23 protein-coding genes and 1 tRNA gene are annotated in these 24,063 nt (G+C 68.7%); 11 read left to right on the plus strand and 13 right to left on the minus strand.

The window, feature by feature from the left end; genetic code table 11:
* Nucleotides 1–6 precede the first annotated feature (6 nt).
* From EL288_RS16285 to EL288_RS16315, 7 genes are all read right to left on the minus strand, one after another.
* Nucleotides 7–882: an amidohydrolase family protein gene (locus tag EL288_RS16285; protein ID WP_003809791.1), complete on the minus strand. Its 876-nt coding sequence runs from the start codon at nt 880–882 to the stop codon at nt 7–9.
* A gap of 45 nt (nt 883–927) precedes the next feature.
* Nucleotides 928–1,236 (minus strand): DUF4286 family protein, encoded by a 309-nt coding sequence (locus EL288_RS16290; protein ID WP_003809789.1) that lies wholly within the window; start codon nt 1,234–1,236, stop codon nt 928–930.
* Nucleotides 1,237–1,270: 34 nt separating this feature from the next.
* On the minus strand, nt 1,271–2,725 hold the full coding sequence (locus EL288_RS16295) for a carboxylase (protein WP_003819989.1): 1,455 nt from the start codon (nt 2,723–2,725) through the stop codon (nt 1,271–1,273).
* Nucleotides 2,722–3,234, minus strand: coding sequence for an acetyl-CoA carboxylase biotin carboxyl carrier protein (accB, locus tag EL288_RS16300; RefSeq protein ID WP_010928404.1), 513 nt, complete (start codon nt 3,232–3,234; stop codon nt 2,722–2,724). The genes EL288_RS16295 and accB overlap by 4 nt, the downstream gene beginning before the upstream one ends.
* 28 nt (nt 3,235–3,262) lie before the next feature.
* Nucleotides 3,263–4,615, minus strand: coding sequence for an MmgE/PrpD family protein (locus EL288_RS16305; protein WP_003809783.1), 1,353 nt, complete (start codon nt 4,613–4,615; stop codon nt 3,263–3,265).
* 223 nt (nt 4,616–4,838) lie between these two features.
* Nucleotides 4,839–7,727, minus strand: coding sequence for an HD domain-containing phosphohydrolase (locus EL288_RS16310; RefSeq protein ID WP_003809780.1), 2,889 nt, complete (start codon nt 7,725–7,727; stop codon nt 4,839–4,841).
* Between the two features lie 260 nt (nt 7,728–7,987).
* Nucleotides 7,988–8,064: transfer RNA gene (locus EL288_RS16315), tRNA-Arg, on the minus strand.
* A gap of 181 nt (nt 8,065–8,245) precedes the next feature.
* Here EL288_RS16315 and amaB point away from each other — a divergent pair.
* Entirely contained in the window at nt 8,246–9,748 is a 1,503-nt protein-coding gene (gene amaB, locus EL288_RS16320) for an L-piperidine-6-carboxylate dehydrogenase (RefSeq protein WP_010926191.1), read from the plus strand.
* A 134-nt stretch (nt 9,749–9,882) separates the two neighbouring features.
* Nucleotides 9,883–11,184 carry a phospholipase A gene (locus EL288_RS16325; protein WP_033458836.1) on the plus strand — a complete coding sequence of 434 codons (1,302 nt, stop codon included), beginning with the start codon at nt 9,883–9,885 and terminating at the stop codon, nt 11,182–11,184.
* A 15-nt stretch (nt 11,185–11,199) separates the two neighbouring features.
* On the opposite strand, the gene EL288_RS16330 is transcribed toward EL288_RS16325, so the two are convergent.
* Entirely contained in the window at nt 11,200–11,916 is a 717-nt protein-coding gene (locus EL288_RS16330) for a flagellar brake protein (protein WP_003809774.1), read from the minus strand.
* Between the two features lie 281 nt (nt 11,917–12,197).
* Here EL288_RS16330 and EL288_RS16335 point away from each other — a divergent pair, with 281 nt between their 5' ends.
* Nucleotides 12,198–12,878 (plus strand): DUF3313 domain-containing protein, encoded by a 681-nt coding sequence (locus EL288_RS16335; protein ID WP_003809772.1) that lies wholly within the window; start codon nt 12,198–12,200, stop codon nt 12,876–12,878.
* An 11-nt stretch (nt 12,879–12,889) separates the two neighbouring features.
* On the opposite strand, the gene EL288_RS16340 is transcribed toward EL288_RS16335, so the two are convergent.
* From EL288_RS16340 to EL288_RS16350, 3 genes are all read right to left on the minus strand, one after another.
* Nucleotides 12,890–13,057, minus strand: coding sequence for a hypothetical protein (locus EL288_RS16340; RefSeq protein WP_003809770.1), 168 nt, complete (start codon nt 13,055–13,057; stop codon nt 12,890–12,892).
* Between the two features lie 108 nt (nt 13,058–13,165).
* Nucleotides 13,166–13,312 carry a hypothetical protein gene (locus EL288_RS16345; protein ID WP_162835026.1) on the minus strand — a complete coding sequence of 49 codons (147 nt, stop codon included), beginning with the start codon at nt 13,310–13,312 and terminating at the stop codon, nt 13,166–13,168.
* Nucleotides 13,313–13,405: 93 nt separating this feature from the next.
* Complete coding sequence (locus tag EL288_RS16350) at nt 13,406–14,065, minus strand: thiopurine S-methyltransferase (RefSeq protein ID WP_003809767.1); 660 nt, start codon at nt 14,063–14,065, stop codon at nt 13,406–13,408.
* Nucleotides 14,066–14,463: 398 nt separating this feature from the next.
* On the opposite strand from EL288_RS16350, the gene EL288_RS16355 reads away from it, so the two are divergent.
* Complete coding sequence (locus EL288_RS16355; protein ID WP_033447642.1) at nt 14,464–16,296, plus strand: ABC transporter ATP-binding protein; 1,833 nt, start codon at nt 14,464–14,466, stop codon at nt 16,294–16,296.
* A 44-nt stretch (nt 16,297–16,340) separates the two neighbouring features.
* On the plus strand, nt 16,341–16,883 hold the full coding sequence (locus tag EL288_RS16360) for a YbaK/EbsC family protein (protein WP_033458846.1): 543 nt from the start codon (nt 16,341–16,343) through the stop codon (nt 16,881–16,883).
* Between the two features lie 163 nt (nt 16,884–17,046).
* On the opposite strand, the gene EL288_RS16365 is transcribed toward EL288_RS16360, so the two are convergent.
* Entirely contained in the window at nt 17,047–18,348 is a 1,302-nt protein-coding gene (locus EL288_RS16365) for a UDP-N-acetylglucosamine 1-carboxyvinyltransferase (RefSeq protein ID WP_003809762.1), read from the minus strand.
* Nucleotides 18,349–18,468: 120 nt separating this feature from the next.
* The gene (locus EL288_RS16370; RefSeq protein ID WP_010928396.1) at nt 18,469–18,672 is read right to left on the minus strand and encodes a hypothetical protein; all 204 of its coding nucleotides are present in this window, start codon (nt 18,670–18,672) and stop codon (nt 18,469–18,471) included.
* 290 nt (nt 18,673–18,962) lie between these two features.
* On the opposite strand from EL288_RS16370, the gene EL288_RS16375 reads away from it, so the two are divergent.
* From EL288_RS16375 to EL288_RS16400, 6 genes are all read left to right on the plus strand, one after another.
* Nucleotides 18,963–19,283: a hypothetical protein gene (locus EL288_RS16375; protein WP_003809757.1), complete on the plus strand. Its 321-nt coding sequence runs from the start codon at nt 18,963–18,965 to the stop codon at nt 19,281–19,283.
* A gap of 153 nt (nt 19,284–19,436) precedes the next feature.
* Nucleotides 19,437–20,576: an ABC transporter substrate-binding protein gene (locus tag EL288_RS16380; protein ID WP_003809755.1), complete on the plus strand. Its 1,140-nt coding sequence runs from the start codon at nt 19,437–19,439 to the stop codon at nt 20,574–20,576.
* Between the two features lie 64 nt (nt 20,577–20,640).
* The gene (locus EL288_RS16385; protein ID WP_003809752.1) at nt 20,641–21,513 is read left to right on the plus strand and encodes a branched-chain amino acid ABC transporter permease; all 873 of its coding nucleotides are present in this window, start codon (nt 20,641–20,643) and stop codon (nt 21,511–21,513) included.
* Nucleotides 21,510–22,514: a branched-chain amino acid ABC transporter permease gene (locus EL288_RS16390; protein WP_010926189.1), complete on the plus strand. Its 1,005-nt coding sequence runs from the start codon at nt 21,510–21,512 to the stop codon at nt 22,512–22,514. Before EL288_RS16385 ends, EL288_RS16390 begins: the two co-directional genes overlap by 4 nt.
* Entirely contained in the window at nt 22,511–23,314 is an 804-nt protein-coding gene (locus EL288_RS16395; RefSeq protein WP_003809748.1) for an ABC transporter ATP-binding protein, read from the plus strand. The genes EL288_RS16390 and EL288_RS16395 overlap by 4 nt, the downstream gene beginning before the upstream one ends.
* Complete coding sequence (locus EL288_RS16400; protein WP_003809746.1) at nt 23,307–24,059, plus strand: branched-chain amino acid ABC transporter ATP-binding protein; 753 nt, start codon at nt 23,307–23,309, stop codon at nt 24,057–24,059. Before EL288_RS16395 ends, EL288_RS16400 begins: the two co-directional genes overlap by 8 nt.
* The last annotated feature ends 4 nt before the right edge of the window (nt 24,060–24,063 follow it).

A 24,063-nucleotide genomic window follows, 5' to 3' on the forward strand; every position in this document is an offset into this window, starting at 1 on the left:
GCCGCGTTACTTGTCCACGCCCAGCAGGCGGGCGGCGTTGGTCCACAGCACCTTGTGGATGATGTCCTCGCGCCAGCCCAGCTGCAGGAAGTCGCGCAGGGAATCCTGGATGTCCTTGACCGGATACGCGGTGCCGAACAGGGTGCGGTCCTCCAGGAACATGTTCGCGCCCTTGACGTAGCTGTCGGCGCAGATCATGCCGCGCGTCGACGCATACAGGTCCGGCGATACATAGATGTTGGGACAGGCCAGCGCCACCACGACCATCTCGTCGGCATAGGGCCAGGCGGCGTGCGACACCACGATCTTCAGGTCGGGGTAGCGCTGGGCCACCCGCTGGATCGACACCGGGCTGGACCAGGTGATATCGTGGCCGGCCAGCGCCGACAGCAGGCCGGAGAGCGAGATCGACACCGGCAGCTTGAGCTCCAGCGCCAGTTCGTAGACCGGATCCAGGGTCTTGTCGTCCGACCAGCGCGGAACCCGGGCCGAGCCGGGCTCGATGGAAATCCCCTTGACGCCGGGAGCGCCGGCCAGCTCGCGGATCTCCGCCAGGCTGCCTGCGATGTTGTCCAGATCCACGCCCAGGAAACCGAGAAAGCGGTCGGGATAGGTGGCCAGCAGGTCGACGATGTCCTGGTTGGCCACGCCGCCCAGATTGCCGGCCCCGCTGGAAGCCCGGCCCATGGCCACGCCGTAGCGGATGCCGGCCGAGTCCATTTCCTCGAACAGCAGCCCGACGTCCTCGAGCCAGGCCGAGCGCGCGCCCTTGAACGTCAGGTTATGGCGCGGATAGTGCATGGCCGTGCGGAACACCGAACCCTTGGTCCAGGCCGGAACGGGCGGCCGCAGCCGCATGTCGAGGATGGGAGGCATGATCATTCTTGTGGTCCTTGGGTCAGGTGGGTTGGGCGCGTCGCGGGCATCTCAATAGATGCGCCGGCAGGTCAGGCCGAGGCGGTTGGCGACGCCGCGCTGGTTGGCGTCCTGCTGCGAGCGCGCGCCGGCTTCGCTGTCGCGCCACGCCAGCGTGGCGTCCAGGTCGTCGGTCTCGATCACGGCGAGGTACTTGCGGCAGGCTTGCGGCCCGTCCAGCACCTCGTAGCGGCGCACGCCCGTCACGCCCGGGGTGGCCAGCACCTCGCGGTAGTGGTCGCCGTGCATCCAGGCGTCCAGTTCGGCGGGCGCGTCGTACATCACGATGACGGCGTGGGAGGAAGCGGCGGGCTGTGTCATGCGGATTCTCCGTGGCAACGAAACCGGGACCGGCTCAGGGTCGCGTGAACGAAATGTGTTCGGACTGGCTGCGCAATTCGAAATGGCGTATGCCGGCGCGCGGCAGGATTTCCTCGATCAGCCTGACGATCGGCCCGCCGGCGGGAACGGTCAGCTTCAGCGGCTTGCAGCCCAGCGTCGCCTCGACGTCGTCGGCCGGGAACATGTAGCGCAGCAGCAGTTCTTCGTCGGTCATGCCGGGATTGGCCTTGCGCAGCCCCGGCAAGGCGGGGTCCTTCGGTTGCGGCGTCAGGCCGACATCGGGCGAGCCGTTGGCGACGATGCGGTCCAGGGCGTTGGGTTCGACCGGCCCCAGCAGCCTGCCGAAGTGGCCCAGCGCGTACATCTTCACTTCGTCGGGCACGGCGCGGTAGCGCTCGCCGTTGACCACGTTGAGCATGGCCTGCACGCCGATGATCTGCGAGAACGGCGTCACCATGATCGGCCAGGCCAGGTCCTCGCGCACGCGGCCGATCTCTTCGAGGATTTCCTCGAAGCGGTTCTCCAGCCCCGCCTGGCGCAACTGGAAGCGCCAGTTCTCCGTCATGCCGCCCGGCATCTGGTGCCGATAATGGAATTCGTCGTATTCCATCGGCTTGCCCAGCGGGAAGTCGTAGCGGGCCGCCAGCCGGTGCAGATAGGCGCTGATCTCCTCGACGCGCGCCATGTCCACGTCGGTGCGGTAGCCGCGCTGCGCGAGATTGCGCGTCATGTTCTGGATGGAGGGCTGCGCCACCCCGCCGGCCAGCGGCGCGATCGAGGTATGCAGCTGGTCGATGCCCAGGTCGGCCGCGTCCAGGTAGACGCGCTGGACCAGGCCGGTATTGCTGTGGCTGTGCACCTCGATCGGGATGTCGCCGACGGCGGCGCGCAGCGCCGGGATGAGCGTGCGGATGCGCTCGATCGTCAGCAGGGCGCCGGAGTCCTTGAGCATGATGCCGTCCACCCCGCAGCGCACCAGCTCGGCGGCCGTGCCGGCATACAGCGCGTCGGTATGCAGGGGGCTTTCGCAGAACACCAGCGCGCCGATCGACTTGATGCCGATCTTCTTGGCGCGCCGGACGCTGACTTTCATGTTGTCGACGTCCAGCAGCGAATCGAGCGTACCGACCGCGCTGAAGCCGTTGGCCGCCAGGCAATCGATCCACAGCTCGACCATGTCGTCGGGCACCATGCTGAACCCGACCAGGCTCTTGCTGCGGCAATAGCTGCGCATGGGCGTGTTGCGAAAGCGCTTGCGGAAGTGGCGCGCCTTCTCGAACGGGTCTTCGCGCAGGTAGCGCACGCACACATCGAACTGCACCGGGGCCATGAAATCGATCATGTCGAACCCCGCCTCGTCCAGCGCCTGGGCGATCGGGTCCATCATGCCGGCCGTCATCCGCGTCGCCCACAGGCATTGCTGGGCGTCGCGCAGCGTCGTGTCGATGATTCCTATGCGGCGGCTCATTGCGGCTTCACCCGGAACAGCACATCGCCCTCTTCGACCATGTCGCCCTCCTGCACCAGGATCTCGACGATTTCGCCCGCCACGCCGGCCTTGACCGTGTTGAACAGCTTCATCACCTCGAGAATGCAGACGCTGTCGTCCGGCCCGACCTGGCTGCCCAGCGCCACGAACGCGGGATCGTTGGGCGATGGCTTGGCATAGAAGCGGCCTATCATGGGCGCCGTGATGCTGAGCAGGTCCTGCCGCGCCGCGGCGGGCGCGGCCGCCGCGGCGACCGCGGGCTGCGCCGCCGGCGCGGGGGATGGCGCGGGAGCCGGCGCCTCGGCGGCGGCCGGCGCGGACACGGCCGGCAGAGCGACCGGCGCGCCGACATTGCCCTTGCGTACGCGCAGGCCCAGGCCGTCGACCTGGATCTGCAGGTCGATGTCGTCGACCCGGTTCACGATTTCGAGAATCCGATCAATGTCTTCGTGCGTCAAATCGGAGAATTTTGTTTTCACCACAAGCATCCTTGCTCTTTGATTGGAAGACGGCGGATCAGGCGGGCGTAGCCAGGCACCGCATGAGCTCGGCGACGCTGTCCAGCCCGGCCAGCCCGCGCAGCAGCGCGATCGAGCGCTCGACCTGTTGTTCGGGATAGATGCCCTGCACGCAGCCCAGGTACTTGGGCACGCACTGGTCGAACGTCAGCAGCGCCGGCGGCTGCCCGCGCGCCTGCTCGGGCTCGCGCACGATCACCCGGCCGTCGGCCAGGCGGTAGGTGATGCGCGGCGTCCAGCCCGTGGGGGTCCAGCCCCAGTCTTCCCGCACCACCTGCTTGACCTTGCGCCGGAATGCCTGGAACGCCGCGTCGTCGATGCGCGCCTGGGAGAATCCGGCCGGCACCACCTGGTCCTCCAGCATGGCGATGGCCAGCACGTGCGGCAGGCTGAACTGCGCCTCGATCTCGTCGTGCGGTTCCATGTGCTGGACAACGGTGGGGAAGAACGCGTTGACCTCCACCGAAATCTCCTCGATGTCGGCGGCGGCCAGGCCTTCGGCGTGGCGCAGGTCCACGGTGGTCTCGATGATGCGCTGCAGGTGATAGCAGCAGGGATAGGACTTGATGCCGATTTCCATCAGGCGGTACGGCCTGCCCCAGTGCTCGATGATGGCGGCCGGCGCTTCGACCTGGTCGCCGGTGATCATGTTCATGAGCCCGCGCGGCGCTTCCAGCACGTCCGGCTGCCCGGTCATGCCCTGGGCCGCCATCAGGGCGGCGGCGATGCCGTTGCGGGCCGCGAACCCCATTTCCACGATGTGCGCCATCGAGCCGGTCTGGTAGCCGATGCCCGCCCCTTGCGAGGCCGCAAGGCTGAGCGCCATGGTGGTCTGGCGCTCGTCCAGGCCCAGCAGCTTGGCGGCCGACGCTGCGCAGCCGATCGACCCGGCCAGGCTCAGCACCATGAAGCCGTTGCGGCGCGCCTGGCGGCACGCCAGGCCGATGCGCGCCTGCGCTTCGTAGCCGGCGGCGAAGGCCTCCACCACGCGGGCGCCGCTTGCCTGGGCGTGCTCGGCCACGGCGAAGATGGCCGGGAACAGGGTGTAGCTGGACACTGCCTCGGGGAAGCTGTCGTCCTCGTATTCGGTCGCGTGGGCGAAGGTGCCGTTGGCCAGCCCGGCCATTTCCATGCTGGTCTTCAGGCCGTGGCCGAGCACGGTGGCCTGGGCGGCGCCGCCGGCGCTTTTGACGTAATCGACGATTTCCCGGCCGCCCGCGCTGCGGTGGCCGGCGGCCATCGCGCCCAGCGCGCTCATGGCCAAGGTTTCGGAGTAACCCACTGCATCGGCCGGCAGGTCCCGGATCGAAGTCTGCACGACCCGCTTGGCGATTTCTTGCGTGATGTTCACGACGTCTCCGTTGTTGGTGTGTTTCGATGAATTCTAAACTTCTATATATAAGTTGTACAAGATAGATATCTAACTAAGATGACTAGGTGTTTTCCCGCATCGCCGGCGGCGCGAGACTGGCACAGGGGGAGGAGAACGGAATGGGCGCGGCCATCCGGCCGCCCGCGGCTTGCGCCGCGGCGGCCGGATGGCCGGCTTCAGGACAGGGGATGAAAGAGGCGGGTCAGCCCTGGGCGATGCGCGCCAGCGCTTCGATGTCCACGTCGTCGATCTGCGACGGGTTCATGTGCTGCTGCGCGTAAGCCAGCCAGATGCGGTGGCGCAGGAAATACAGATAGAGCTCGGTGTCGAGATGCCGCTCCTTGCACATGACCGCCATGATGCGCAGGGATTCGGACAGCGTTTTGGGCAGCTTGTAGGGACGGTCCGCGGCCGTCAACGCCTCGAACACGTCGGCCACCGCCATCACCCGCTCGGTCAGGTGCAGCGCCTCGCCCGGCAGGCGGCGCGGATAGCCCGTGCCGTCCATTTTCTCGTGATGGTTCGCGGCGATGTCCGGCACCCGCTCCAGGTGGCGCGGCCACGGCAGCTGCTTGAGCATGATCAGGGTCTGCACGATGTGGTCGTTGATCGCGAAGCGATCCTCGTCGGTCAGGGTGCCGCGCCGGATGCTCAGGTTGTGCAGTTCGCCCATGTCCTGCCGGTACGCCGGCAGCTTCATGTCGAAGCCCAGCGCGTTGCGCGGATCGTCGCGCTCGACGGCGGGCTTGTTGTCGCCCCACTCCACCCGGTGCTGCGGCTTGTCGGCCAGCAGCGGTTCGATGGCCGGCAGCGCCGGCGCGCCGGCGCGGCTGCCCTCGAGGCGGCGCCGCTCGGCCGCGGCCAGGCCCAGGCCATCGTCGAAATGGCGCAGCCAGGTTGCCTGCCCCAGCCGGCGCAGGCGCTCGATTGCCTCGTCGGCGAGAAACTCGCCGCCCAGGTTGCATTCGGCGACGAACCGGAAGTCGTCCTGCAGTTGCGCCTGCCGTTCGTCGCGCGCCTGGGCGCTGGCCGCGGCCGGCTGCCCGTCCAGGCACGCGCGCAGGTGCGCGATCTCCGCGTCGCGCCACAGCACCTCGAAACGCATGCGGATTTCATGGATGCGGTTGTAGATGACCTCCAGCTTGGTGGCCTTGTCCACGATGTGCTCGGCGCTGGTGATCTTGCCGCAATCGTGCAGCCAGGCGGCCAGGTAGAACGCGTAGCGCTCGTCCTCGGTGAACGTGAAGTCGGCGTAGGGGCCGCTGGTATCGGCGCACATGCGGTCGGTCATCATGATCGCCAGCGCGGGCACCCGCTCGCAGTGGCCGCCGGTATAGGGGCTCTTGGCGTCGATCGCATCGGCGAGCACCCGGATCACCGCGTCGAACAACTGCTTCTGCGACTCGATCAACTGCCGCGTCTCGATCGCCGCGCTCAACATGCCGGTCAGGCGAAACGCAAAGGCCTGGAACCCCGGCGCGGCATGGTCCTGGTCCTGGGCGTGGCGCAGCACCAGCAGGCCCTCCACCCGGCCGGCGCGGCTGCGCAGCTCGAACTGGACGCGCTGCAGGCCGTCCGCGGCGCCTGCCGCGGGCGCCGCATCGCCGCCGCCAGCGCACGGCAGCGATTCCTCCAGGCCGTGCGCATCGCCGGCAACGGCCGCCCGGGCCATGGTTCGCGAGTCCTTCTGCAGCAGGTAGATGGCGCCACTGCGGCAACGCGTGGCATGGACGAACTTCTCCAGCACCTGGGCCAGCATGGTTTCGATGCGGGGCTCGGCGCCGAGCACGTCGCTGATCGCCAGGAAGGCCTCGACCGTGTTGCTGACGTTGTCCATGACGCCATTGAGCTCCCTGGTCTCGCGCAGCCATGCCGGCGCATCCGGCGGCCGGCTGAAATCGAAGGCGGACATGCGCTTGGCCTGCGCGGTGGTGCGCTCCAGCGCCCGCCCGATGCGGCTGCCGCCCCACCACCCCAGGCCCAGGAACAGCAGGATCAGGCCCCCGGTGATCAGGACCATGCGCTGACGGTCGTGCTGCAGGTCGCCCAGCAGTTCGTCGGCCGGCGCCGTCAACAGCAGGCGGAGGTCCACATTGTCGAAGCCGTCGAAAGGCAGCATGACCCCCAGCCACTCATGTCCTGCGACGTCATACGAGACGGGTCGGCCGTCGCGGGCGATCCGGCGCAGATCCGACAAGGGCTCGACCCCCAGGTCGTCCAGCGGCCGCAGGTGCGTATCTCCCGCGGCCTGGGCCCTGGCCGTGAGGACCTGCGGGTCGCGGTAGGCGACCACCGCGCCGCTGCCGTCGACCAGCGCAAGCTCGGCGCTCGGCGTGATGCGCAGTTCGTCCAGCATCCTGCCCAGGTCGTCCAGCACGATGTCCAGGCCCACGATGGCCTTGCCGCCCTCGGCCCGCCGCGACAGGCTGACGCCCACCTGGCGGGTCGAGAAAAACACATAGGGCGCGGAGATGGTCAAGGCCGCGCCCTCGCCGGCGTTCGCATACCAGGGCCGCTCGCGCGGGTCGTACCGGTAATCGGCCTCGCTGCGGCGCGTAATCGGGCTCAGCCCGCCGTCGTAGAACAGGAAATCTCCCTTGGCCGTGCCGTCGGCCGCGCGGGTGACCGTCTGCACCAGGAAGCGGGCCTGCCCGGGCGCGCCGAAATGCTGGCGGATGCCCGGGTCGTCGAGCATGCGGGCCAGCAGGAAATCCCCGTTGTCATAGCCGACGTACAGCGCGGAAATCAAGGGATTGGCAGCCAGCTCTTCGGCCAGCAGCCGCATGCGCTCCAGGCGGTCCTGCAGGCGCGGCGCGCTCACGATGGGATCGAACGACAGGGTGCGCAAGGTGGCCGAGGCCGGCTCGATCATCCGGCGCGTGCGCTCGAAGGTGATCTGCGCCGCATCGTTGGCGGTGCGCGCGGCCGCGTCGAGCAGCAGGTTGCGCGAGTTCATCCAGCTCAGCGCGATCAGGACGGCCGCGACCAGGAAAATCGCGGCGACGGCCAGGCCCGCGATGAGCAGGCGCACCGGCCAGCCCCGCAAGCGTCGAGCACCATTTCCCATCTTGCACACCCTCGCTGGAGCCATGCGGCAGGACTGCGCGCCGCCGCACGGCGATTGGATCGGGGAAGCGGACCGCCGCGGGCAGCCCCGGCGAAGCCCTCCGGCCCCTCCGGCAAGCCTGAAGGACTGGCGTCAATATGCCATTAAATAAAACTCGAAGTAACCATTATTATCTTCAGGGTGGGCAACCCAGGGCGGCCACGGCGCCGAAGCGCAAAAAAATCCCATGCAAATCAGTGATCTGCATGGGATTTCCGGTCTGGCCGCAATGCGCGGGAAAGCTGTGGCCCGCCCTACAAGATTCGAACTTGTGACCCCAGGTTTAGAAGACCTGTGCTCTATCCAACTGAGCTAAGGGCGGTACGGAATGCGCGCGGCGCGGCGATGCCGGCGGGCGCATGGCCGGGCGCGCATTTTACCCCGGAAGGCGCAGGCCGGCCCAATCGCCCCCGCCGATCGATGCCCACGGCATGCCGGCGACGTAGTACGGTGTCTGTTTTTCCGGCTTCAATGCCGCCGTTGCCACGCTTACAGGAGCAATCATGGATACGCCTTCCGATCTCTTGCGCAAGCTGGGGCTGGACCCCGCCGCCCTGGCCCAGGGCAGCCTGCGGGCCCGCAGCCCCATCGACGGCGCGCTGCTGGCCCGCGTTCCCGAGCACAGCGTGGCGCAGGCGCATGCCGCGATCACCCGCGCGCGCCAGGCCAGCCAGCAATGGCGCGACGTGCCCGCGCCGCGGCGCGGCGAGCTGGTGCGCCGGTTCGGAGACGTGCTGCGCGAGCACAAGGAGGCGCTGGGCCGGCTGGTCTCGCTGGAGGCCGGCAAGATCCTCGCCGAAGGCGCCGGCGAAGTGCAGGAGATGATCGATATCTGCGATTTCGCCGTCGGCCTGTCGCGCCAGTTGTACGGGCTGACCATCGCGTCCGAGCGCCCCGGCCACCGCATGATGGAAACCTGGCATCCGCTGGGCGTGGTCGGCGTGATCAGCGCGTTCAACTTCCCGGTCGCGGTCTGGTCCTGGAACGCCGCGCTGGCGCTGGTGTGCGGCAATGCCGTGGTCTGGAAGCCTTCCGAAAAAACGCCGCTGACCGCGCTGGCCTGCCAGGCGCTGCTGGCGCGCGCCCTGCAGGATTACGGCGAAGCGCCGGCCGGGCTGGCCGAAGTACTGATAGGCGGGCGCCAGCTTGGCGAGGCGCTGGTCGATTCGCATGACGTGGCGCTGGTATCGGCCACCGGCTCGACCCGCATGGGCCGGCAGGTGGGCCCGCGCGTGGCGCAGCGCTTCGGCCGCGTCCTGCTGGAGCTGGGCGGCAACAACGCCATCATCGTCGCGCCCAGCGCCGACCTGGAGATGGCCACGCGCGGCATCGTGTTCGGCGCCATCGGCACGGCCGGCCAGCGCTGCACCACCACGCGCCGCCTGATCGCGCACACCGATATCGCCGATACCCTGGTCGCGCGCCTGAAGCAGGCCTACGCCAGCGCGACGGTGGGCGACCCGCTGCAGCCCGGCACCCTGGTCGGGCCGCTGATCGACCGCGCTGCGTACGACGCCATGCAGGCCGCGCTGACGGCCGCGCGCGAACAGGGCGGCCAGGTCAGCGGCGGCGAGCGCCTGCTGGCCGAGCGATATCCCGACGCCTGGTACGTGCGCCCGGCCATCGTCGAAATGCCGGGCCAGACCGACGTGGTCTGCCACGAGACCTTCGCCCCCATCCTGTATGTCATGCGCTACGGCGACTTCCCGGCGGCGCTGGCCATGCACAACGGCGTGCCGCAAGGCCTGTCGTCCGCCATCTTCACCAACGACCTGCGCGAAGCCGAGGCGTTCCTGTCGTCCGCCGGGTCGGACTGCGGCATCGCCAACGTGAACATCGGCACCTCGGGCGCGGAGATCGGTGGCGCCTTCGGCGGCGAGAAGGAAACCGGCGGCGGCCGCGAATCCGGCTCGGACGCCTGGAAGCACTATATGCGGCGCGCCACCAACACCGTCAATTACTCGCGCGCGCTGCCCCTGGCGCAAGGCATCCGGTTCGGCGAGTAACCGCTTGTAGCCCGCCGCCTGCCCGCGGCGGCTCGGCCTTTTCACCAGCGGCATGCAAGCCTGCCTTACATGGCGTTTCAACGGCTACAGCGTCGAATGCTACAGTTCGCCGTCACCATAGCTGGTCGTTTCCTATGCAAGTGCCGGACCCCCGATCCCCGTTCATTCGCCCCGCCCTGGCTGGCGCGCTCGCGCTGGCGCTGGCGGGAATGTCGCTTCCCGCTCTCGCCGGCATTTCCTACCGGCTCGACCGCCCCGCGGCGGCGCCGGGCGAGACGGTGCGCCTGGAGGCCGTGTTCTTCAACGATGGTTCGGCCAGCGCGGCGTGGAACGCGCCGCAGCAGCTGGTATTGCAGTGGCGCGGCGCCGACGGCCAGACCATACGCAGCCTGGCGCAGCGCCCCGCGGGCGAGGCGGCGCTGAACATCCCCGTCAACAATTTCGCCCGCATGAGCTGGGACGCCGTGGTGCCGGTGCACGCGCGCGGCCTGCAGGCGGTGTCGATCGAGGGCGAGTCCACCATGCTGGCGCTGGACGCCACCGGCCGCGAGCAGGATACGCTGGCCAGCACGCCGGCCGATATGCCGGTGACCGATGCGCGCACCGGGCAGCCCCTGCCGCCGGCGGCCGTGACGGCGGCCGGCGTCTCGCCCGACTCCGGCCCGGCGCCGGCGCAGGTGGCCGTCAGCCAGACCTTCCAGCCGGCCAGCGCGTTCGATGTGTTCCGCAGCGCCATCAGCGAGTACCAGCCGATGTACTTCGACATCGGCACGCGCGAGCAGACCACCGCGCGCTTCCAGATCAGCGCCAAATACCGGCTGTTCTCGCCCAAGGGCGACCGTCCGGCCACCTTCGGCGAGAACTTCTACCTGGGCTACACCCAGACTTCGCTGTGGGACCTGGAAGGCGACTCCAAGCCTTTCATCGACACCACCTTCAACCCCAGCGCATTCTGGCTATCGGACAATATCTGGTCGTCGGCCAGCCAGAACTGGCGCGTCGGCCTGAACACCGGCGTCGAACACCAGTCCAACGGCAAGAGCGGCAACGACTCGCGCTCGCTCAACGACGCCTACGTGCAGCCGGCGCTGAACTACCGCTTCGACAGCGGCAGCACGCTGACCTTCGCGCCCAAGGTCAAGACCTACTTCGGCGTGGCGCGCGAAAACCGCGACTACGCCGACTATGCCGGCTATGTGGACTGGAACCTGCGCTGGGCGCAGGACGGCGGCGCGGTGGTGTCGGCCATGTACCGCCAGGGCGCCAGCAGCCGGCGCACCACCCAGCTGGACTTCGCCTGGCCGCTGAAGCGGACCTGGCTGGACATGAACGGCTACCTGCACCTGCAGTACTTCAACGGCTACGGCGAGACGCTGCTGGGCTACGACCAGCGCCACGACTCGCAGTTCCGCATCGGCCTGTCGCTGGTGCCCTGAGCGGGCGCGGCGGGCCTACAGGCCGCGCTGGCGCGCGATCTGGTCGCGCTGCAAGGCGTTGACATAGGCCTGGATGCGGATGCCCGTGCCCTTGTCGAGCTCGACGAACGCGCAGCCGATGCGCCGGCTGGTCTTGCCCTTGGCCAGGACCTCGTCCAGGTGATGGACCACGCGGATCGCCGCGGCGAACGCGCCCAGCTCCGGCAAGGCCAGCACGCCGCGGTAGATCTTGCCCGGCGCCGGGTCCAGCGTCTGCTGGGGGTCGGCCAGCGCCAGGCCGCCCGGGCTGATGTCGCACAGCGCCAGCGGCTCGGCCCCGCCCGCCTCGCGCACCCAGGTCGCGGGCTGCGCCACCGGCACGGCGATGCGGAACGTATCGCGCCGCTGCACCCTGGTCAGGGTTTCGGGCAGATCGACCAGCAGGGCCGGCCGCGCCTCGAACTCGCAGCGCGTCACGCGCGCGGCGGCAAACGAAATGCTGATGTTATCCAGCGAGGTGTCGAAAGCCACATCGCCGGCATCGGCCAGGCGCTGATTGAGGGTGTCGTCCTGGGCCGCGTCCAGCACGACCTGGCCTGCCTGCGCATCCACGTGCAGCACGGAGGTCACGCTGTTGAAGGGGCGGCCCGGGATGCGCATGAGCAGCAGGCACTGGCGGGCCTGGAGCGTCTGCAGCAGGTTGGCGATTTCGAACCTGCCGCTTACCAGGTACGGGTCGTGAGCATCGGGCATAGGGAATGTCGGGGCAAGGCAGGACTGCCGGCACGCAGCCGGGAAGCTGGCGGGGCGCCGGGCAGCGCCGAAAATTGCCGATTTGTTACGAAATCTTTATTATTTTACCAGACCATGCCGCGGATCCCGGCGCCGGGCCTGGCCGGGCTCGGCCATCGGCAGCCGTCCCGACGGATGAGCGGCGCCGTTGCGTGCGTGCCCGCGTTGCAGGGGGGTGCCGCGCCGCGTATGCTGGGCCACCCGTCTCCTAGGCCAACGTCTCTTTTGTAGGGAAACCCGCTATGAAGTCGTCCCTGTATCGAATCGCAGCGCTCAGCGCCGCTGCCCTGTTGCTGGCCGGCTGCGCCAGCCAGCGCGCCCCGAAGGAGTCGGGCTTTCTCGGCGATTACTCGCAGTTGCGCGAGGAGCAAGTGCCCGGCGGCGCGCGGCTGATCTACCGCGACGCCGCGCTCAAGCCGCGCCAGTACACCGCCATGTGGCTGTCGCCGGTCGAGTACTATCCCAGCCCGCAACCGTCGGCGCAGGTGTCGATGGAAACGCTGACCGAACTGCAGAACTACCTGGACCAGTCGCTGCGCCGCAAGATCGGCCGCGAGATCCGCCTGGTCAACGGCCCCGGCCCGGGCGTGGCCAAGGCGCGCATCGCAATCACGGCGGTCGGCAGCGAAAGCGAGGCGCTGGCGGCCTACCAGTACATCCCCGTGGCGCTGGCCATCACCGGCGCCAGGGCCGTGCTGGAAGGCGGCCGGCCGCAGCAGGCCACCATCGCGATCGAAAGCAAGGTCACCGACAGCCAGACAGGCCAGTTGCTGTGGGCGTCGGTGCGCGGGGGCACTGGCGAGCGCGTGCGCGCCATCGCCCAGGGCCAGGCCTCGGTGCCGGCCTCGGCGCTCAAGCCGCTGATCGACGAATGGACCGATAACGTCGCGCGTGAAATACGCAACTACGTGCGCAGCAAATAAGGCCGCGCGGTTCAACGGCCGGTATCGGGGTAGTCCGGGCCGGCGTCGTGGAAACCGCCGCTGCTGTAGGGGTTGACTGCGCCGGGATGCGGCGGGCCCGGCTGCGAACCCTGCCCGCCCGCGCAGCCGGCCAGCGCCAGGCTGGCCGCCAGCATCAATGTCGCCATGCAGAATTTCATGATCGCCTCCTTGGGCGCGGCGCGGCCGATGCGCCGACGCGCGCCCGTACGTCCAGTGTAGCGATTTCGGCGCCGCGCATGCGGCGCGCCGCGCTCAGCCGTGCGCAGTCAGCAGTTGCCCTTCTTGGCCTGGCCGGGCGGACAGAAGCCGCCGCCGCGGTCGGGCGGATCCACCACGACCGCGCCGTGCGGGGTATAGACGGCACAGCCGCCCAGCAGCGCCGCGGCAAGCAACAGCCCGAGTATCGATTTCATGCCCATATTCCTGTTGTGGGAGACGGCGCAAGTGTAGGCCCGCCCATCGCAACCAGGCATGGATGTCGGTAACAAGGCGCAGCATCGCCGCGCTCAGCCCAGGCGTTCGAGCCGGTATACCAGCGTGTCCAGCCGCGCCACGCCGCGCTGGTTGAACTTGGGCTCCTTGTCGAGAATGTCGCGCCGGTCGATCAGGCGGGCCTCGGTATGGCCGGCATACAGCGCCTGCACTTCGGCGTCGTCCACGGAAAAGGGCGGACCTTCCATCTGGTCCTGCGGATAGTCCAGCGTGATGAGAATGCCCCGGCAGCCCCGGCCCAGGCGGCCATAGACCTCGCGCGCATAGCGCTTGCGCATGGGCTCGGGCAGCGCCACCAGCGCGGCGCGGTCGTACACGCCGGCGCAGGCGGCCAGCGTGGCGTCTTCCAGCGCGAACACGTCGCCGCAGATCAGTTCGAGGTTGCCCGCCACATAGTGGCGGCCCTGCGCCGATTGGTGGATCTCTGGGCGCAGGCCGTTCTCGTCGAAGAACTGCTCGACCGCCAGTTGCGACAGCTCCACGCCCAGCACGCGCAGCCCCTGCCCGGCCAGCCACACCATGTCGAGCGACTTGCCCGCCAGCGGAACCAGCACCTGGCCGCCGGCCGGCACGTCCAGCGCCGGCCAGTATTTTTGCAGCAGCGGCGTCACCCGCGTCTGGTGAAAATGCGTGCGCCCTTCGCGCCAACGATCCAGCCAGAAATCCGCGTCCATGCCTCATCCTCCATCGATCATGTCGGGACATATTGTAGAGACCCGGCGCGCCCGGCCCGGCACGCGCCTTCCGTGTCGATTACGCAACGCCGGCGGCGGCGAATCTTGCGCGCGCTCCGGGCTCGCTGCTAGGATCGCACTTCGGGCCCTGCTCACGGGCCCTCGTTCCCATCCACGATCACTCACCCGGAGGCGCCCCATGCTCGTACCGCACATCGCCACTCCGCGCGTGACCCCGCCGCGCCATTAGGTCGCAGCCCGCGCCGGGCCGCATCGCGGCCCACGCGCCCTCCCCTACGCAATCCGTAGCCTGCCGGCCCCCCATGGGCGGCCCGCGCTGGCTGGCATTCACTTTCTACTGACGTCCTGGCGCGCGCCGCGTGGCCGGACCCTGGCAAATGGCTCGCAATAAACTCGACTTGCGCGGATCCGCGTTCAAGGCCGTTCTCGGCTTTACTTTCAGGCACTGGGCCAGGCAACCCTGGCGCATCGGCCTCATCGCCATGCTGGCGCTGCTCTCGGCGCTGGCCGACATCCTCACGCCCCTGTATGTCGGCCGGCTGATCGACGCCGTGGCCGGCGGCGCGCCCGCCGACACGGTGGCGCGCAACGCCGCGCTCGGCGCCTTCTGGCTGCTGATCGCGCTGGGCGTGGGCGCCACCTTGCTACGCCAGGCCATCTTCATGAACATCATCGCGCTGACGCTGAAGATGATGCACGACATCGCCGGCCTGGCCTTCCACCAGGTGCAGCGGCTGTCGTCCGACTGGCACGCCAACACCTTCGCCGGCTCGACCGTGCGCAAGATCACGCGCGGCATGTGGGCGCTGGACCTGCTCAACGACACGCTGCTGATCGCCCTGCTGCCCTCGCTGGCCATGCTGGCCGGCGCCACCGCTCTGCTGGGCTGGCACTGGCCCCTCATGGGGCTGGTGGTCGGACTGGGCTCGCTGCTGTACGTGGCGGTGACGATGGCGCTGTCGCTGGGCTACGTGGCGCCCGCGGCGCGCCTGGGCAACGCGTGGGATACCCGCATGGGCGGCGCGCTGGCCGACGCGGTGAGCTGCAACGCCGTGGTCAAGGCCTTCGGCGCCGAATGGCGCGAGGAAGCCCGGCTGGCCCGCGTCACCGGCAAATGGCGCCACCGCACCCGGCGCGGGTGGGTGCGCGGAACCATCAACGGCGGCGTGCAGGGCGCGATGCTGGTGGCCATGCAGGCGGCCATCCTCGGCGTGGCGCTGCTGCTGTGGCAGCGCGGCCAGGCCAGCGTGGGCGACGTGACCTTCGCCTTCACGACCTTCTTCATGCTGCAGGGCTACCTGCGCGACGTGGGCATGAACATCCGCAACCTGCAGCGCTCGATCAACGACATGGAGGAGCTGGTCTCGCTGCAGCGCCAGCCGCTGGATGTCGAGGACCTGCCCGGCGCCGGGCCGATCGACATCGGCGCGGGCGAGATCCGCTTCGAGAACGTCACGTTCCGCTATGGCCCGCACGAGCAGCCGCTGTACCGCGACTTCTCGGTGCGCATCGCGCCGGGCGAACGGGTCGGCCTGGTCGGCCACTCCGGCTCGGGCAAGACCACGTTCATCAAGCTGATCCAGCGCCTGTACGACGTGGACGGCGGGCGCATCACCATCGACGGGCAGGATATCGCCGCGGTGCGGCAGGCGTCGCTGCGCAGCCAGATCGCCATCGTGCAGCAGGACCCGGTGCTGTTCCACCGCTCGCTGGCCGAGAACATCGCCTACGGGCGGCCCGGGGCCACGCAGGCCGAGATCGAGCGCGCCGCCCGGCTGGCCAGCGCGCACGACTTCATCATGGCGCTGCCCAAGGGCTACGACACGCTGGTGGGCGAGCGCGGCGTCAAGCTGTCGGGCGGGGAACGCCAGCGCGTGGCGATCGCGCGCGCCTTCCTGGCCGATGCGCCCATCCTCATCCTGGACGAAGCCACCTCCAGCCTGGACAGCGAAAGCGAGGTGCTCATCCAGCGGGCCATGGAGCGCCTGATGGAGGGCCGCACCACGCTGGTGGTGGCGCACCGCCTGTCCACCGTCCGCGCGCTGGATCGCCTGCTGGTCATGGACCGGGGCCGCGTCATCGAGGAAGGCAGCCACGAAGCGCTGATCCGCCTGCACGGCGGCGTGTACCGGCGCCTGTTCGAACGCCAGGCGCTGGAGCTGACGCGCGGCCTGTCGCAATGGGAGCTGGGCGGCGCGGCGGCCAGTTAGCGCCGCGCCGCTACAATGGCGCGCATCGTTGTTTCCTGGTATCGATGCGCGCCATGTCCCTGTCCGACCACGCCGAGAAGTTCAGCTTCGACATCATCGCCGCCGAGCAGCGCGCCGCGCGCCTGCCGGCCTGCGTGGCCGCGGGGCTGCCCGACGGCCTGCTGGTGTTCGCGGTGGACGACGCGCACTCCGACACCGCGCAGTTCAGCGAACGCTACGGCTTCGGCCTGCAGGACTGCGCCAACACCCTGGTGCTGCGCTACAGGAAGGACGGGGGCGAACACTACGCGGCCGTGGTCGCGCTGGGCGACCGGCGGCTGGATGTCAACGGCGCGGTCAAGGCCCGGCTGGGCGCGCAGCGCCTGTCGTTCGCCGGGCGCGAAGACGCGACCGCCCTGACCGGGATGGAATTCGGCGGCATCACCGCCTTCGGCCTGCCGGCCGGCTGGCCGATCCTGGTCGACGTGGCCGTCATGCGGCGTCCCCACGTCGTCATGGGCGCGGGCGTGCGCACCGCCAAGCTGCTGCTCGCCCCCGCGCAACTGCGCGCGCTGCCGGGCGTGGATGTGGCGGCGCTGAGCGTCTGACGCGGGTGCCTGTCCGCGCGGGGACAGGCACCCGTGGGTTCGGCTGGTGCCTGTCCGCGTGGGGACAGGCACCTGTGGATTCGGCTGGTGCCTGTCCGCGTGGGGACAGGCACCCGTGGATTCGGCTGGTGCCTGTCCGCGTGGGGACAGGCACCAGAGAGGATTACTCTTCGCTCTCCCACTCCACTTCCACGCCCAGGCTGCGCAGGTTTTCGACGAAGCGCGGGTGGGCGCGGCGGATGGGCGTGGCGTTGCGGATTTCCGAGCGGCCTTCGATGCTGGCCGCCACCATGAACAGCGCGATCGCCACGCGGATGATGTACGGGCTTTCGACGCTGGCCGGCGTCAGCGGGCTGCCGCCGAAGGTGATGAGGCGGTGCGGGTCGGACAGGAACACGTGCGCGCCGAACTTGGACAGTTCGCCCGTCCAGCCCATGGCCCCGTCGTATACCTTGTTCCAGAACATGGCGTTGCCGCGCGCCCGCACGCCCAGCGCGATGAAAATCGGCAGCAGGTCCACCGGAAAATACGGCCACGGTGCCGCTTCGACCTTGGTCAGCACATTGCTGGTGAACGGCGTCTGCACCTGCAGGCTGCCCGGCGTGCTGGCGCGCGACCAGCCGTCCTCGTGCGTGATGCGCACGCCGAACTTGGCGAAGGTGCGGTCGATCAGGGGGAAGTTGCCCGGCGCGCTGTTGCGCACCGCCACGTCGCCGCCGGTGATGGCGCCCAGCGCCAGGAAGGTCGTGATTTCGTGGAAGTCTTCGTCGAAGGTGAACTCGCCGCCGCCCAGGGCGCCGCCGCCGTGCACGGTCAGGCGCGACGTGCCGATGCCCTCGATGCGCACGCCCATCAGCGTCATGAAGCGGCAGAACTCCTGCACGTGCGGCTCCGAGGCCGCGTTGGTCAGCGTCGAAACGCCCGGCGCCGCCGCCGCGCACAGCACGAAATTCTCCGTGGTGGTGACCGACGCATAATCGAGCCAGTGGTCGTTGGGAACCAGGTCGCCGGCGCTGCGCACCAGCAGCGAGCCTTCGGCGCGCGTCACCGCGCCGCCGAAACGGCAGAACACGTCCACGTGCGGGTCGATCTCGCGCACGCCCAGCGTGCAGCCCTTGACGTTGTCCTCCAGCCGCGCCACGCCGAAACGCGCCAGCAGCGGCGGCACCAGCATGATGGACGAGCGCATTTCCTCCGGCAGCCGGTGGGTGGCGGCGTCAAAGCGCGTGGCGCGGTGATGCAGCTCCAGCGTGTCGGTGGCATGGTCCATGCGCACTTCGCTGCCCAGCATGCGGAAGATATCCAGGATCTTGCGCACATCGGTGATGTCGGGCACCCGATGCAGGCGCAGCGGTTCGCTGGTCAGCAGCGTGGCGCACAGCACGGGCAGGACGGCGTTCTTGTTGGCGGAAGGCGTGATACGGCCACGCAGCGGCTTGCCGCCGTGCACGATGAGATTGGACATGGCTGAAGGCGAAGAAATTCGATCGCCAGCAGTGTACCCGGCGGCCACTTTCCACTCGTAACGCCGTGAATACAAAACTATCGTCGCGTTACATACCGCGCGCAGCCTGTATCGCGCGCCCTAACGGTTGGCCGGCCTGGCGTAGCGTTGGTTCAGGTACGCGACCAGCTCGGCCTCGGTCGATACCGGGTCGGCCGCGGGCGGGGTCGCGCCGCTCTCGGCCATCAGCTGGCGCGCTGTCTCGAGGGTGCGCAGGGCGCGCCGTTGCGCTTCGGTGGGTTGGCTGGTTTGCCTCAGGGTGTAGTTCAATACGGATGCTGTCATGACTGCTCTCTTGGACCGGCCGCGGACGCGCCGATCGGCGGACGCGCGCGACGGCCCGCATCCGGCGAGCGCAAGACTACCGCAGCGCGCCGCGCCGTACCGTCAAACATTGTCAAGACACGCCCTGCGCCGCGTCGCTCAGCCCCCGGCCAGGCGCCGGTAGATGGCCGCGTCGGCGGCGCAATCGCCCGCCGCGGGCGGCTCGGGCAAAATGCGGCATCCATTTGGCCGAGTTCGCCGCGGCCGCGAAACTGCTAGCCTGCTCGGCACGAGCAGACAGGGAGACTCGCATGAAGACGATGCAGGCCGCGCTCGCCGCGGCATTGATGGCGGCCACGGCCAGCGCCGGCGCCCAGTACGTCATCGACGTCCAGGACATGAACGGCGCCTGGAAAAAGGCCGATCCCAACGCCGTGGGATTGACCAACCTGCAGATCGCCACCGGCGCCGCGCAGCAGCAATGCGTGGACCGCGGCATCCCCGGAGAGCAAAAGCGCGCCGCCAATGTGATCGACAAGACCACCGGCGTGGTGATCGAGGAAATCGATTGCGCCGCCTGGCGCAAGCAGGCCGAGATCCTCGCGCGCAAGGCGGCCGCCTCGCGCCACTAGCCCACGGCCGGCCCGCCCGGCCCTCCCCTGTCCCCAGCCAATAGATTAGCGAAACTAATCACTTTCATTGACGCTTCGCCTTGTTGCCACCCGTCGGGTTTCCTAGACTGATTCGCGGCAGTTTCCGACACTCTCACAACAAGGGGAAGACATATGAATGCAAGCAAACGGCTGGCCCTGGCCGCCACGCTGGCGGCCACGCTGGCCGCAACCGGCGCCATCGCCCAACCCATCGTCGTCGGCGTTTCCACGCCGCTGTCCGGCAGCGCGGCCTTCCAGGGCCAGCATGACCGCTGGGGCGCCGAACTGGCGGTCGAGCAGATCAACGCCGCCGGCGGGGTGCTGGGGCGCCCCTTGCAACTGAATGTCCAGGACAATGCCTGCAACCCGGCCGAAGGCGTCAACAGCGTCGGGCGGATGCTGGAAAACCGCGACCTGGTCGCCGTGAGCGGCGCGATGTGCAGCTCGGTCACCCTGGCCCTGATGCCCATCGTCGAACGCGCCAGCGTGCCCATGCTGGTCAGCTCGTCGTCGGCCGCCAGCATTACCGAGAAGGCCGGCGCGGGCGGCAATATCTGGACGTTCCGGGCCGGCCCCAGCGACGACAGCATGGCGGTGGCGCTGGCCACCTACCTCAAGGACGAGGCGCGCTTCAAGAAGATCGCCGTGCTGGGCGAGAACACCGACTACGGCCGGGGCGGCGCCGCCGCCATCGCCAAGGCGCTCAAGCCGCTGGGCGTGACCATCACGTCCTCGGAGTACTACGACAAGGGCACGCAGGACTTCACCACCGTGCTCACGCGCCTGAAGCTGGCCGCTCCGGACGCGATCGCGCTGTATACGGTGGGCGCCGACCAGATCAACTTCATCCGCCAGTACCGCGGCTTCGGCATGCGGGTGCCGCTGACCGGCCGCATCGAACTGGGCGGCCTGCAGGCCGAGGGCATCAAGAGCGGCGCGATCAACGGCGCGACCAGCGTGTTCCAGTACGCGGCCGAGCTCGACACGCCCGCCAACCAGGCGTTCGTCAAGGCGTACAAGGAAAAGTACAAGGAAGACCCGCTGCTGCAAAGCGCCATCTCGTACGAGAACATCCAGCTGCTGGCCGACGCCATCAAGCGCGCCGGGTCGGTCGACCGCAAGGCGGTGCGCGACGCCATCCAGGCCAGCGACTACGCCTCGATGATGGGCGGGCGCGTCGCCTTCGACAAGAACAACCAGGCGCACAACAACGCGGTCATCCTCAAGGTGGAGGACGGCAAGGTCAAGGTTGTCGCCACGCCGGGCACCTGATCCCCGCTGCGGCCGCCGCCGGGCGCGGCGGCCCCGACAGGCATCGACTTCTTCGGATGACTCCATGACCGACTTCATTCTTCAACTGATCATCAACGGCCTGGCCATCGGCGCCATCTATGCGCTGGTGGCCGTCGGCCTTTCCCTGATCTATGGCGTGCTGGAAATCGTCAACTTCGCGCATGGCGAACTCGTCATGCTGGGCGGTTTCGCGGCCTTTTTCGCCGTCTCCACGCTGGGCTTGGGCTACTGGCCCAGCATCCTGGTGGCCACGCTGCTGGTCGCCGCGGCGGGGCTGCTGCTGTTCGACAGCGTGCTGTTCACGCTCAAGTCGGACGACTTCCAGAAAGGCATCCTGCTGACGCTGGGCCTGGCCATGATCATCCAGAACGGCGCGCTCTACCTGCTGCGCGCCACGCCCCGCACCATCACCACGGAATACGGCTTCGACGCCTTTCAGGTGGGCAACCTCAGCATCGGCGTGCTGCGGCTGATCGCCTTCTGCCTGGCCATCGCCGCCATCGTGCTGCTGCACGCCTTCCTGAAATGGACCCGCAGCGGCAAGTCCATGCGCGCCCTGGCGCAGAACCGCGAGGCCGCGCTGATGGTCGGCATGCGGCCGCGCACCATCGCGCGCACGGTGTTCGTGCTGGGCGCGGCCCTGTGCGGGCTGGCCGGCGGCGTACTGGCGCCGCTGTACACCGTGCATCCGCTGATGGGCATGCCGTTCGTGTTCAAGGCGTTCGCCATCATCATCATCGGCGGCCTGGGCAACATCTGGGGCGCCATCATCGCCGCGCTGATCGTCGGCATGACCGAAAGCCTGGCCGGCGGCTTCGGCTCGGTCGTGCTGCAGGACGCGCTGGCTTTCATCATCATGATTCTTATCCTGCTGGTGCGCCCGCTGGGCCTGTTCGGCAAGGGGATGCGAGTATGAAAGAACAAACCCTCGACTTGCCGCTGGGCGTTGCGTCGCGGCGGCGCGCGGCGCCCTGGCTGCTGGCCGGCGCGCTGGTGCTGCTGGCACTGCCGTTCGCGGGCCTGGGCGGCTACGCCCTGAAAGTGGCGATCATGGCCATCGTGTTCGCGGTGCTGGCCACCAGCCTGAACCTCATCTACGGTTTCACGGGCCTGCTGTCGTTCGCGCAGATCGCGTTCTGGGGCATCGGCGGCTATACGGCCGCGCTGCTGGCCGTCGACGCCCACTGGTCGCCCTGGCTGGGCGTGCTGGCCGGCGGCGCGGTGGCGGTGGCCGCCTCGCTGGTGATCGGCTACGCGTCGCTGCGCCTGTCGCGGCATTCGTTCGCCATCGTCACCTTGAGCCTGGTGCTGCTGATGCAGCTGGTGGCCAAGGACTGGGTGGATCTCACGCGCGGGCCGCTGGGCATTCCCAACCTGCCCACGCTGGAGCTGGCCCTGCCCGGCCTGGGCCAGCTCAGCTCGGCCAACCCGGTGGTGTTCTATTTCATCATGCTGGCCTTTGCCGTGCTGGCCCTGGCCGGCGTGCACCGGCTGGTCGGATCGCGCATCGGGCGCACGCTGCTGGCCATCAAGCAGAACGAGCCGCTGACCCAGTCGCAGGGCGTCGCGACGCTGCGCTACAAGCTGCTGGCCTTCGCCGTCTCGGCGCTGGTCGCCGGCATGACGGGCGGGCTGTTCGTGTTCTACCTGAGCGTGGTCGACCCGTCGATCTTCGACTTCTATTACACGCAGATGATCCTCATCATGGTGATCATCGGCGGCACCGGCAGCTTCTGGGGCGTGATCGCCGCCAGCGCGGTCTTCACCATCATCCCGGAACTGCTGCGCGTCAGCCCGGACCTGCGGCTGGTGCTGCTGGGCTGCGTGCTGGTGGCCGCAATCCTGGCCCTGCCCCAGGGCATCGCGGGCTATTTCCGCGAACGCCGGCTCGAACGCATCAGGAGGACCCTGCGATGAAGGCCCCAACCCCCAACACCCCCGCCCTGTCGGTGCGCGGGCTGGCCAAGGCCTTTGCCGGCGTGCGCGCGGTCGACGGCCTGGACTTCGACGTGCCGGCCGGCTCGGTGACCGGACTGATCGGCCCCAACGGCTGCGGCAAGAGCACCTCGATCGATTGCATCAGCGGCTTCCAGCCGCCGGACGCCGGCCGGGTTCAGCTGGCCGGCGCGGATATCGGCGGCCTGCCCCCGCACGCCATCGCGCGGCGCGGCCTGACCCGCACCTTCCAGAACATCCGGCTGTACGACGAGCTGACGGTGCGCGAAAACCTGCTCATCGCCGCGCAGGAGTACGACGGCCACGGCTGGCTGGACGCGTTCCTGAACCGCCGCGCGCTGCGCGACAGCGAGGCGGCGGCCGGCGAGCGCGCCCGCGAACTGATCGCCGAGGTAGGCCTGAGCCGCTACGACAGCCTGCCGGCCGGCATCCTGTCGTATGGCCAGAAGAAACTGGTGGCCCTGGCCGCCTGCCTGATGTCGCGCCCCAGCGTGGCCATCCTGGACGAGCCGCTGGCCGGCGTGAACCCGACCATGATCGCCAACATCGAGCGCATCATCGACGACCTGAACCGCGCCGGCCAGACCTTTCTCATCGTCGAGCACAACATGAATTTCGTGATGCGCCGCTGCCACCAGGTCGTGGTGATGGAATCCGGCCGCAAACTGGTCGAAGGCGCGCCTTCGATCATCCGCAGCGACGAACGCGTCGTCAACGCCTATCTCGGCAGCGCGCCGCAGGAGGAAAGCCATCATGCCTGATACCGCCCCGTGCCTGGAGCTTGCCGGCTTTTCGGCCGGCTACACCGACACGCCCATCGTCCGCGACATCTCGCTGACCATTCCCGCCGGCACGGTCACGACCCTGCTGGGCGGCAATGGCGCGGGCAAGTCCACGCTGCTGAAGGCCATTTTCGGCATGGTGCGCCAGTTCGGCGGCGCGATCCGCTTCGAGGGCCGGCCGATCGACCGGCTGGCCTGCGATGCCCGCCTGCGCGCCGGCATCGGCATCGTGCCGCAGGGACGCTGCAACTTCCCGCGCATGAGCGTGGGCGAGAACCTGGAAATGGGCGCCTACCTGCTGGGCCGCGCCGACAAGCAGCGCGCCATGGAGGAAGTCCTGGCGCTGTTTCCCATGCTCAAGCGCAAGTACCACAGCCTGGCGGGCAATCTCAGCGGCGGCGAGCAGCAGATCCTCGAAACCGCCATGGTGCTGGAAATGCATCCGCGCCTGCTCCTGCTGGACGAACCCTCGCTGGGGCTGTCGCCCAAGATGCAGCAGGAGGTGTTCGATTCGGTGCAGGAGATCCGCGGCGCCGGCCTGACCGTCATGATGGTCGAGCAGAACCTGCACGGCGCGCTGCTGATCTCGGACACTGCCGTGGTGCTGGAGACCGGCCGCAAGTTCAAGGAAGGACCGGCGCGCCAGATCATGAACGACCCCGATATCAAGCGGGCCTACCTGGGCGCCACCGAAGACGAGACGGCGCCCGCGACCGTGCATTGAGGAC

The organism is Bordetella bronchiseptica (assembly GCF_900636925.1).
Classification (GTDB): domain Bacteria; phylum Pseudomonadota; class Gammaproteobacteria; order Burkholderiales; family Burkholderiaceae_B; genus Bordetella; species Bordetella pertussis.

Bases quoted from the DNA above. Each gene is read 5' to 3' on its own strand.
- EL288_RS16285 (WP_003809791.1), bottom strand. From the start codon at position 882: ATGATCATGCCTCCCATCCTCGACATGCGGCTGCGGCCGCCCGTTCCG.
- EL288_RS16290 (WP_003809789.1), bottom strand. From the start codon at position 1,236: ATGACACAGCCCGCCGCTTCCTCCCACGCCGTCATCGTGATGTACGAC.
- EL288_RS16295 (WP_003819989.1), bottom strand. From the start codon at position 2,725: ATGAGCCGCCGCATAGGAATCATCGACACGACGCTGCGCGACGCCCAG.
- accB (WP_010928404.1), bottom strand. From the start codon at position 3,234: ATGCTTGTGGTGAAAACAAAATTCTCCGATTTGACGCACGAAGACATT.
- EL288_RS16310 (WP_003809780.1), bottom strand. From the start codon at position 7,727: ATGGCTCCAGCGAGGGTGTGCAAGATGGGAAATGGTGCTCGACGCTTG.
- amaB (WP_010926191.1), top strand. From the start codon at position 8,246: ATGGATACGCCTTCCGATCTCTTGCGCAAGCTGGGGCTGGACCCCGCC.
- EL288_RS16325 (WP_033458836.1), top strand. From the start codon at position 9,883: ATGCAAGTGCCGGACCCCCGATCCCCGTTCATTCGCCCCGCCCTGGCT.
- EL288_RS16330 (WP_003809774.1), bottom strand. From the start codon at position 11,916: ATGCCCGATGCTCACGACCCGTACCTGGTAAGCGGCAGGTTCGAAATC.
- EL288_RS16335 (WP_003809772.1), top strand. From the start codon at position 12,198: ATGAAGTCGTCCCTGTATCGAATCGCAGCGCTCAGCGCCGCTGCCCTG.
- EL288_RS16340 (WP_003809770.1), bottom strand. From the start codon at position 13,057: ATGAAATTCTGCATGGCGACATTGATGCTGGCGGCCAGCCTGGCGCTG.
- EL288_RS16345 (WP_162835026.1), bottom strand. From the start codon at position 13,312: ATGAAATCGATACTCGGGCTGTTGCTTGCCGCGGCGCTGCTGGGCGGC.
- EL288_RS16350 (WP_003809767.1), bottom strand. From the start codon at position 14,065: ATGGACGCGGATTTCTGGCTGGATCGTTGGCGCGAAGGGCGCACGCAT.
- EL288_RS16355 (WP_033447642.1), top strand. From the start codon at position 14,464: ATGGCTCGCAATAAACTCGACTTGCGCGGATCCGCGTTCAAGGCCGTT.
- EL288_RS16360 (WP_033458846.1), top strand. From the start codon at position 16,341: ATGCGCGCCATGTCCCTGTCCGACCACGCCGAGAAGTTCAGCTTCGAC.
- EL288_RS16365 (WP_003809762.1), bottom strand. From the start codon at position 18,348: ATGTCCAATCTCATCGTGCACGGCGGCAAGCCGCTGCGTGGCCGTATC.
- EL288_RS16370 (WP_010928396.1), bottom strand. From the start codon at position 18,672: ATGACAGCATCCGTATTGAACTACACCCTGAGGCAAACCAGCCAACCC.
- EL288_RS16375 (WP_003809757.1), top strand. From the start codon at position 18,963: ATGAAGACGATGCAGGCCGCGCTCGCCGCGGCATTGATGGCGGCCACG.
- EL288_RS16380 (WP_003809755.1), top strand. From the start codon at position 19,437: ATGAATGCAAGCAAACGGCTGGCCCTGGCCGCCACGCTGGCGGCCACG.
- EL288_RS16385 (WP_003809752.1), top strand. From the start codon at position 20,641: ATGACCGACTTCATTCTTCAACTGATCATCAACGGCCTGGCCATCGGC.
- EL288_RS16390 (WP_010926189.1), top strand. From the start codon at position 21,510: ATGAAAGAACAAACCCTCGACTTGCCGCTGGGCGTTGCGTCGCGGCGG.
- EL288_RS16395 (WP_003809748.1), top strand. From the start codon at position 22,511: ATGAAGGCCCCAACCCCCAACACCCCCGCCCTGTCGGTGCGCGGGCTG.
- EL288_RS16400 (WP_003809746.1), top strand. From the start codon at position 23,307: ATGCCTGATACCGCCCCGTGCCTGGAGCTTGCCGGCTTTTCGGCCGGC.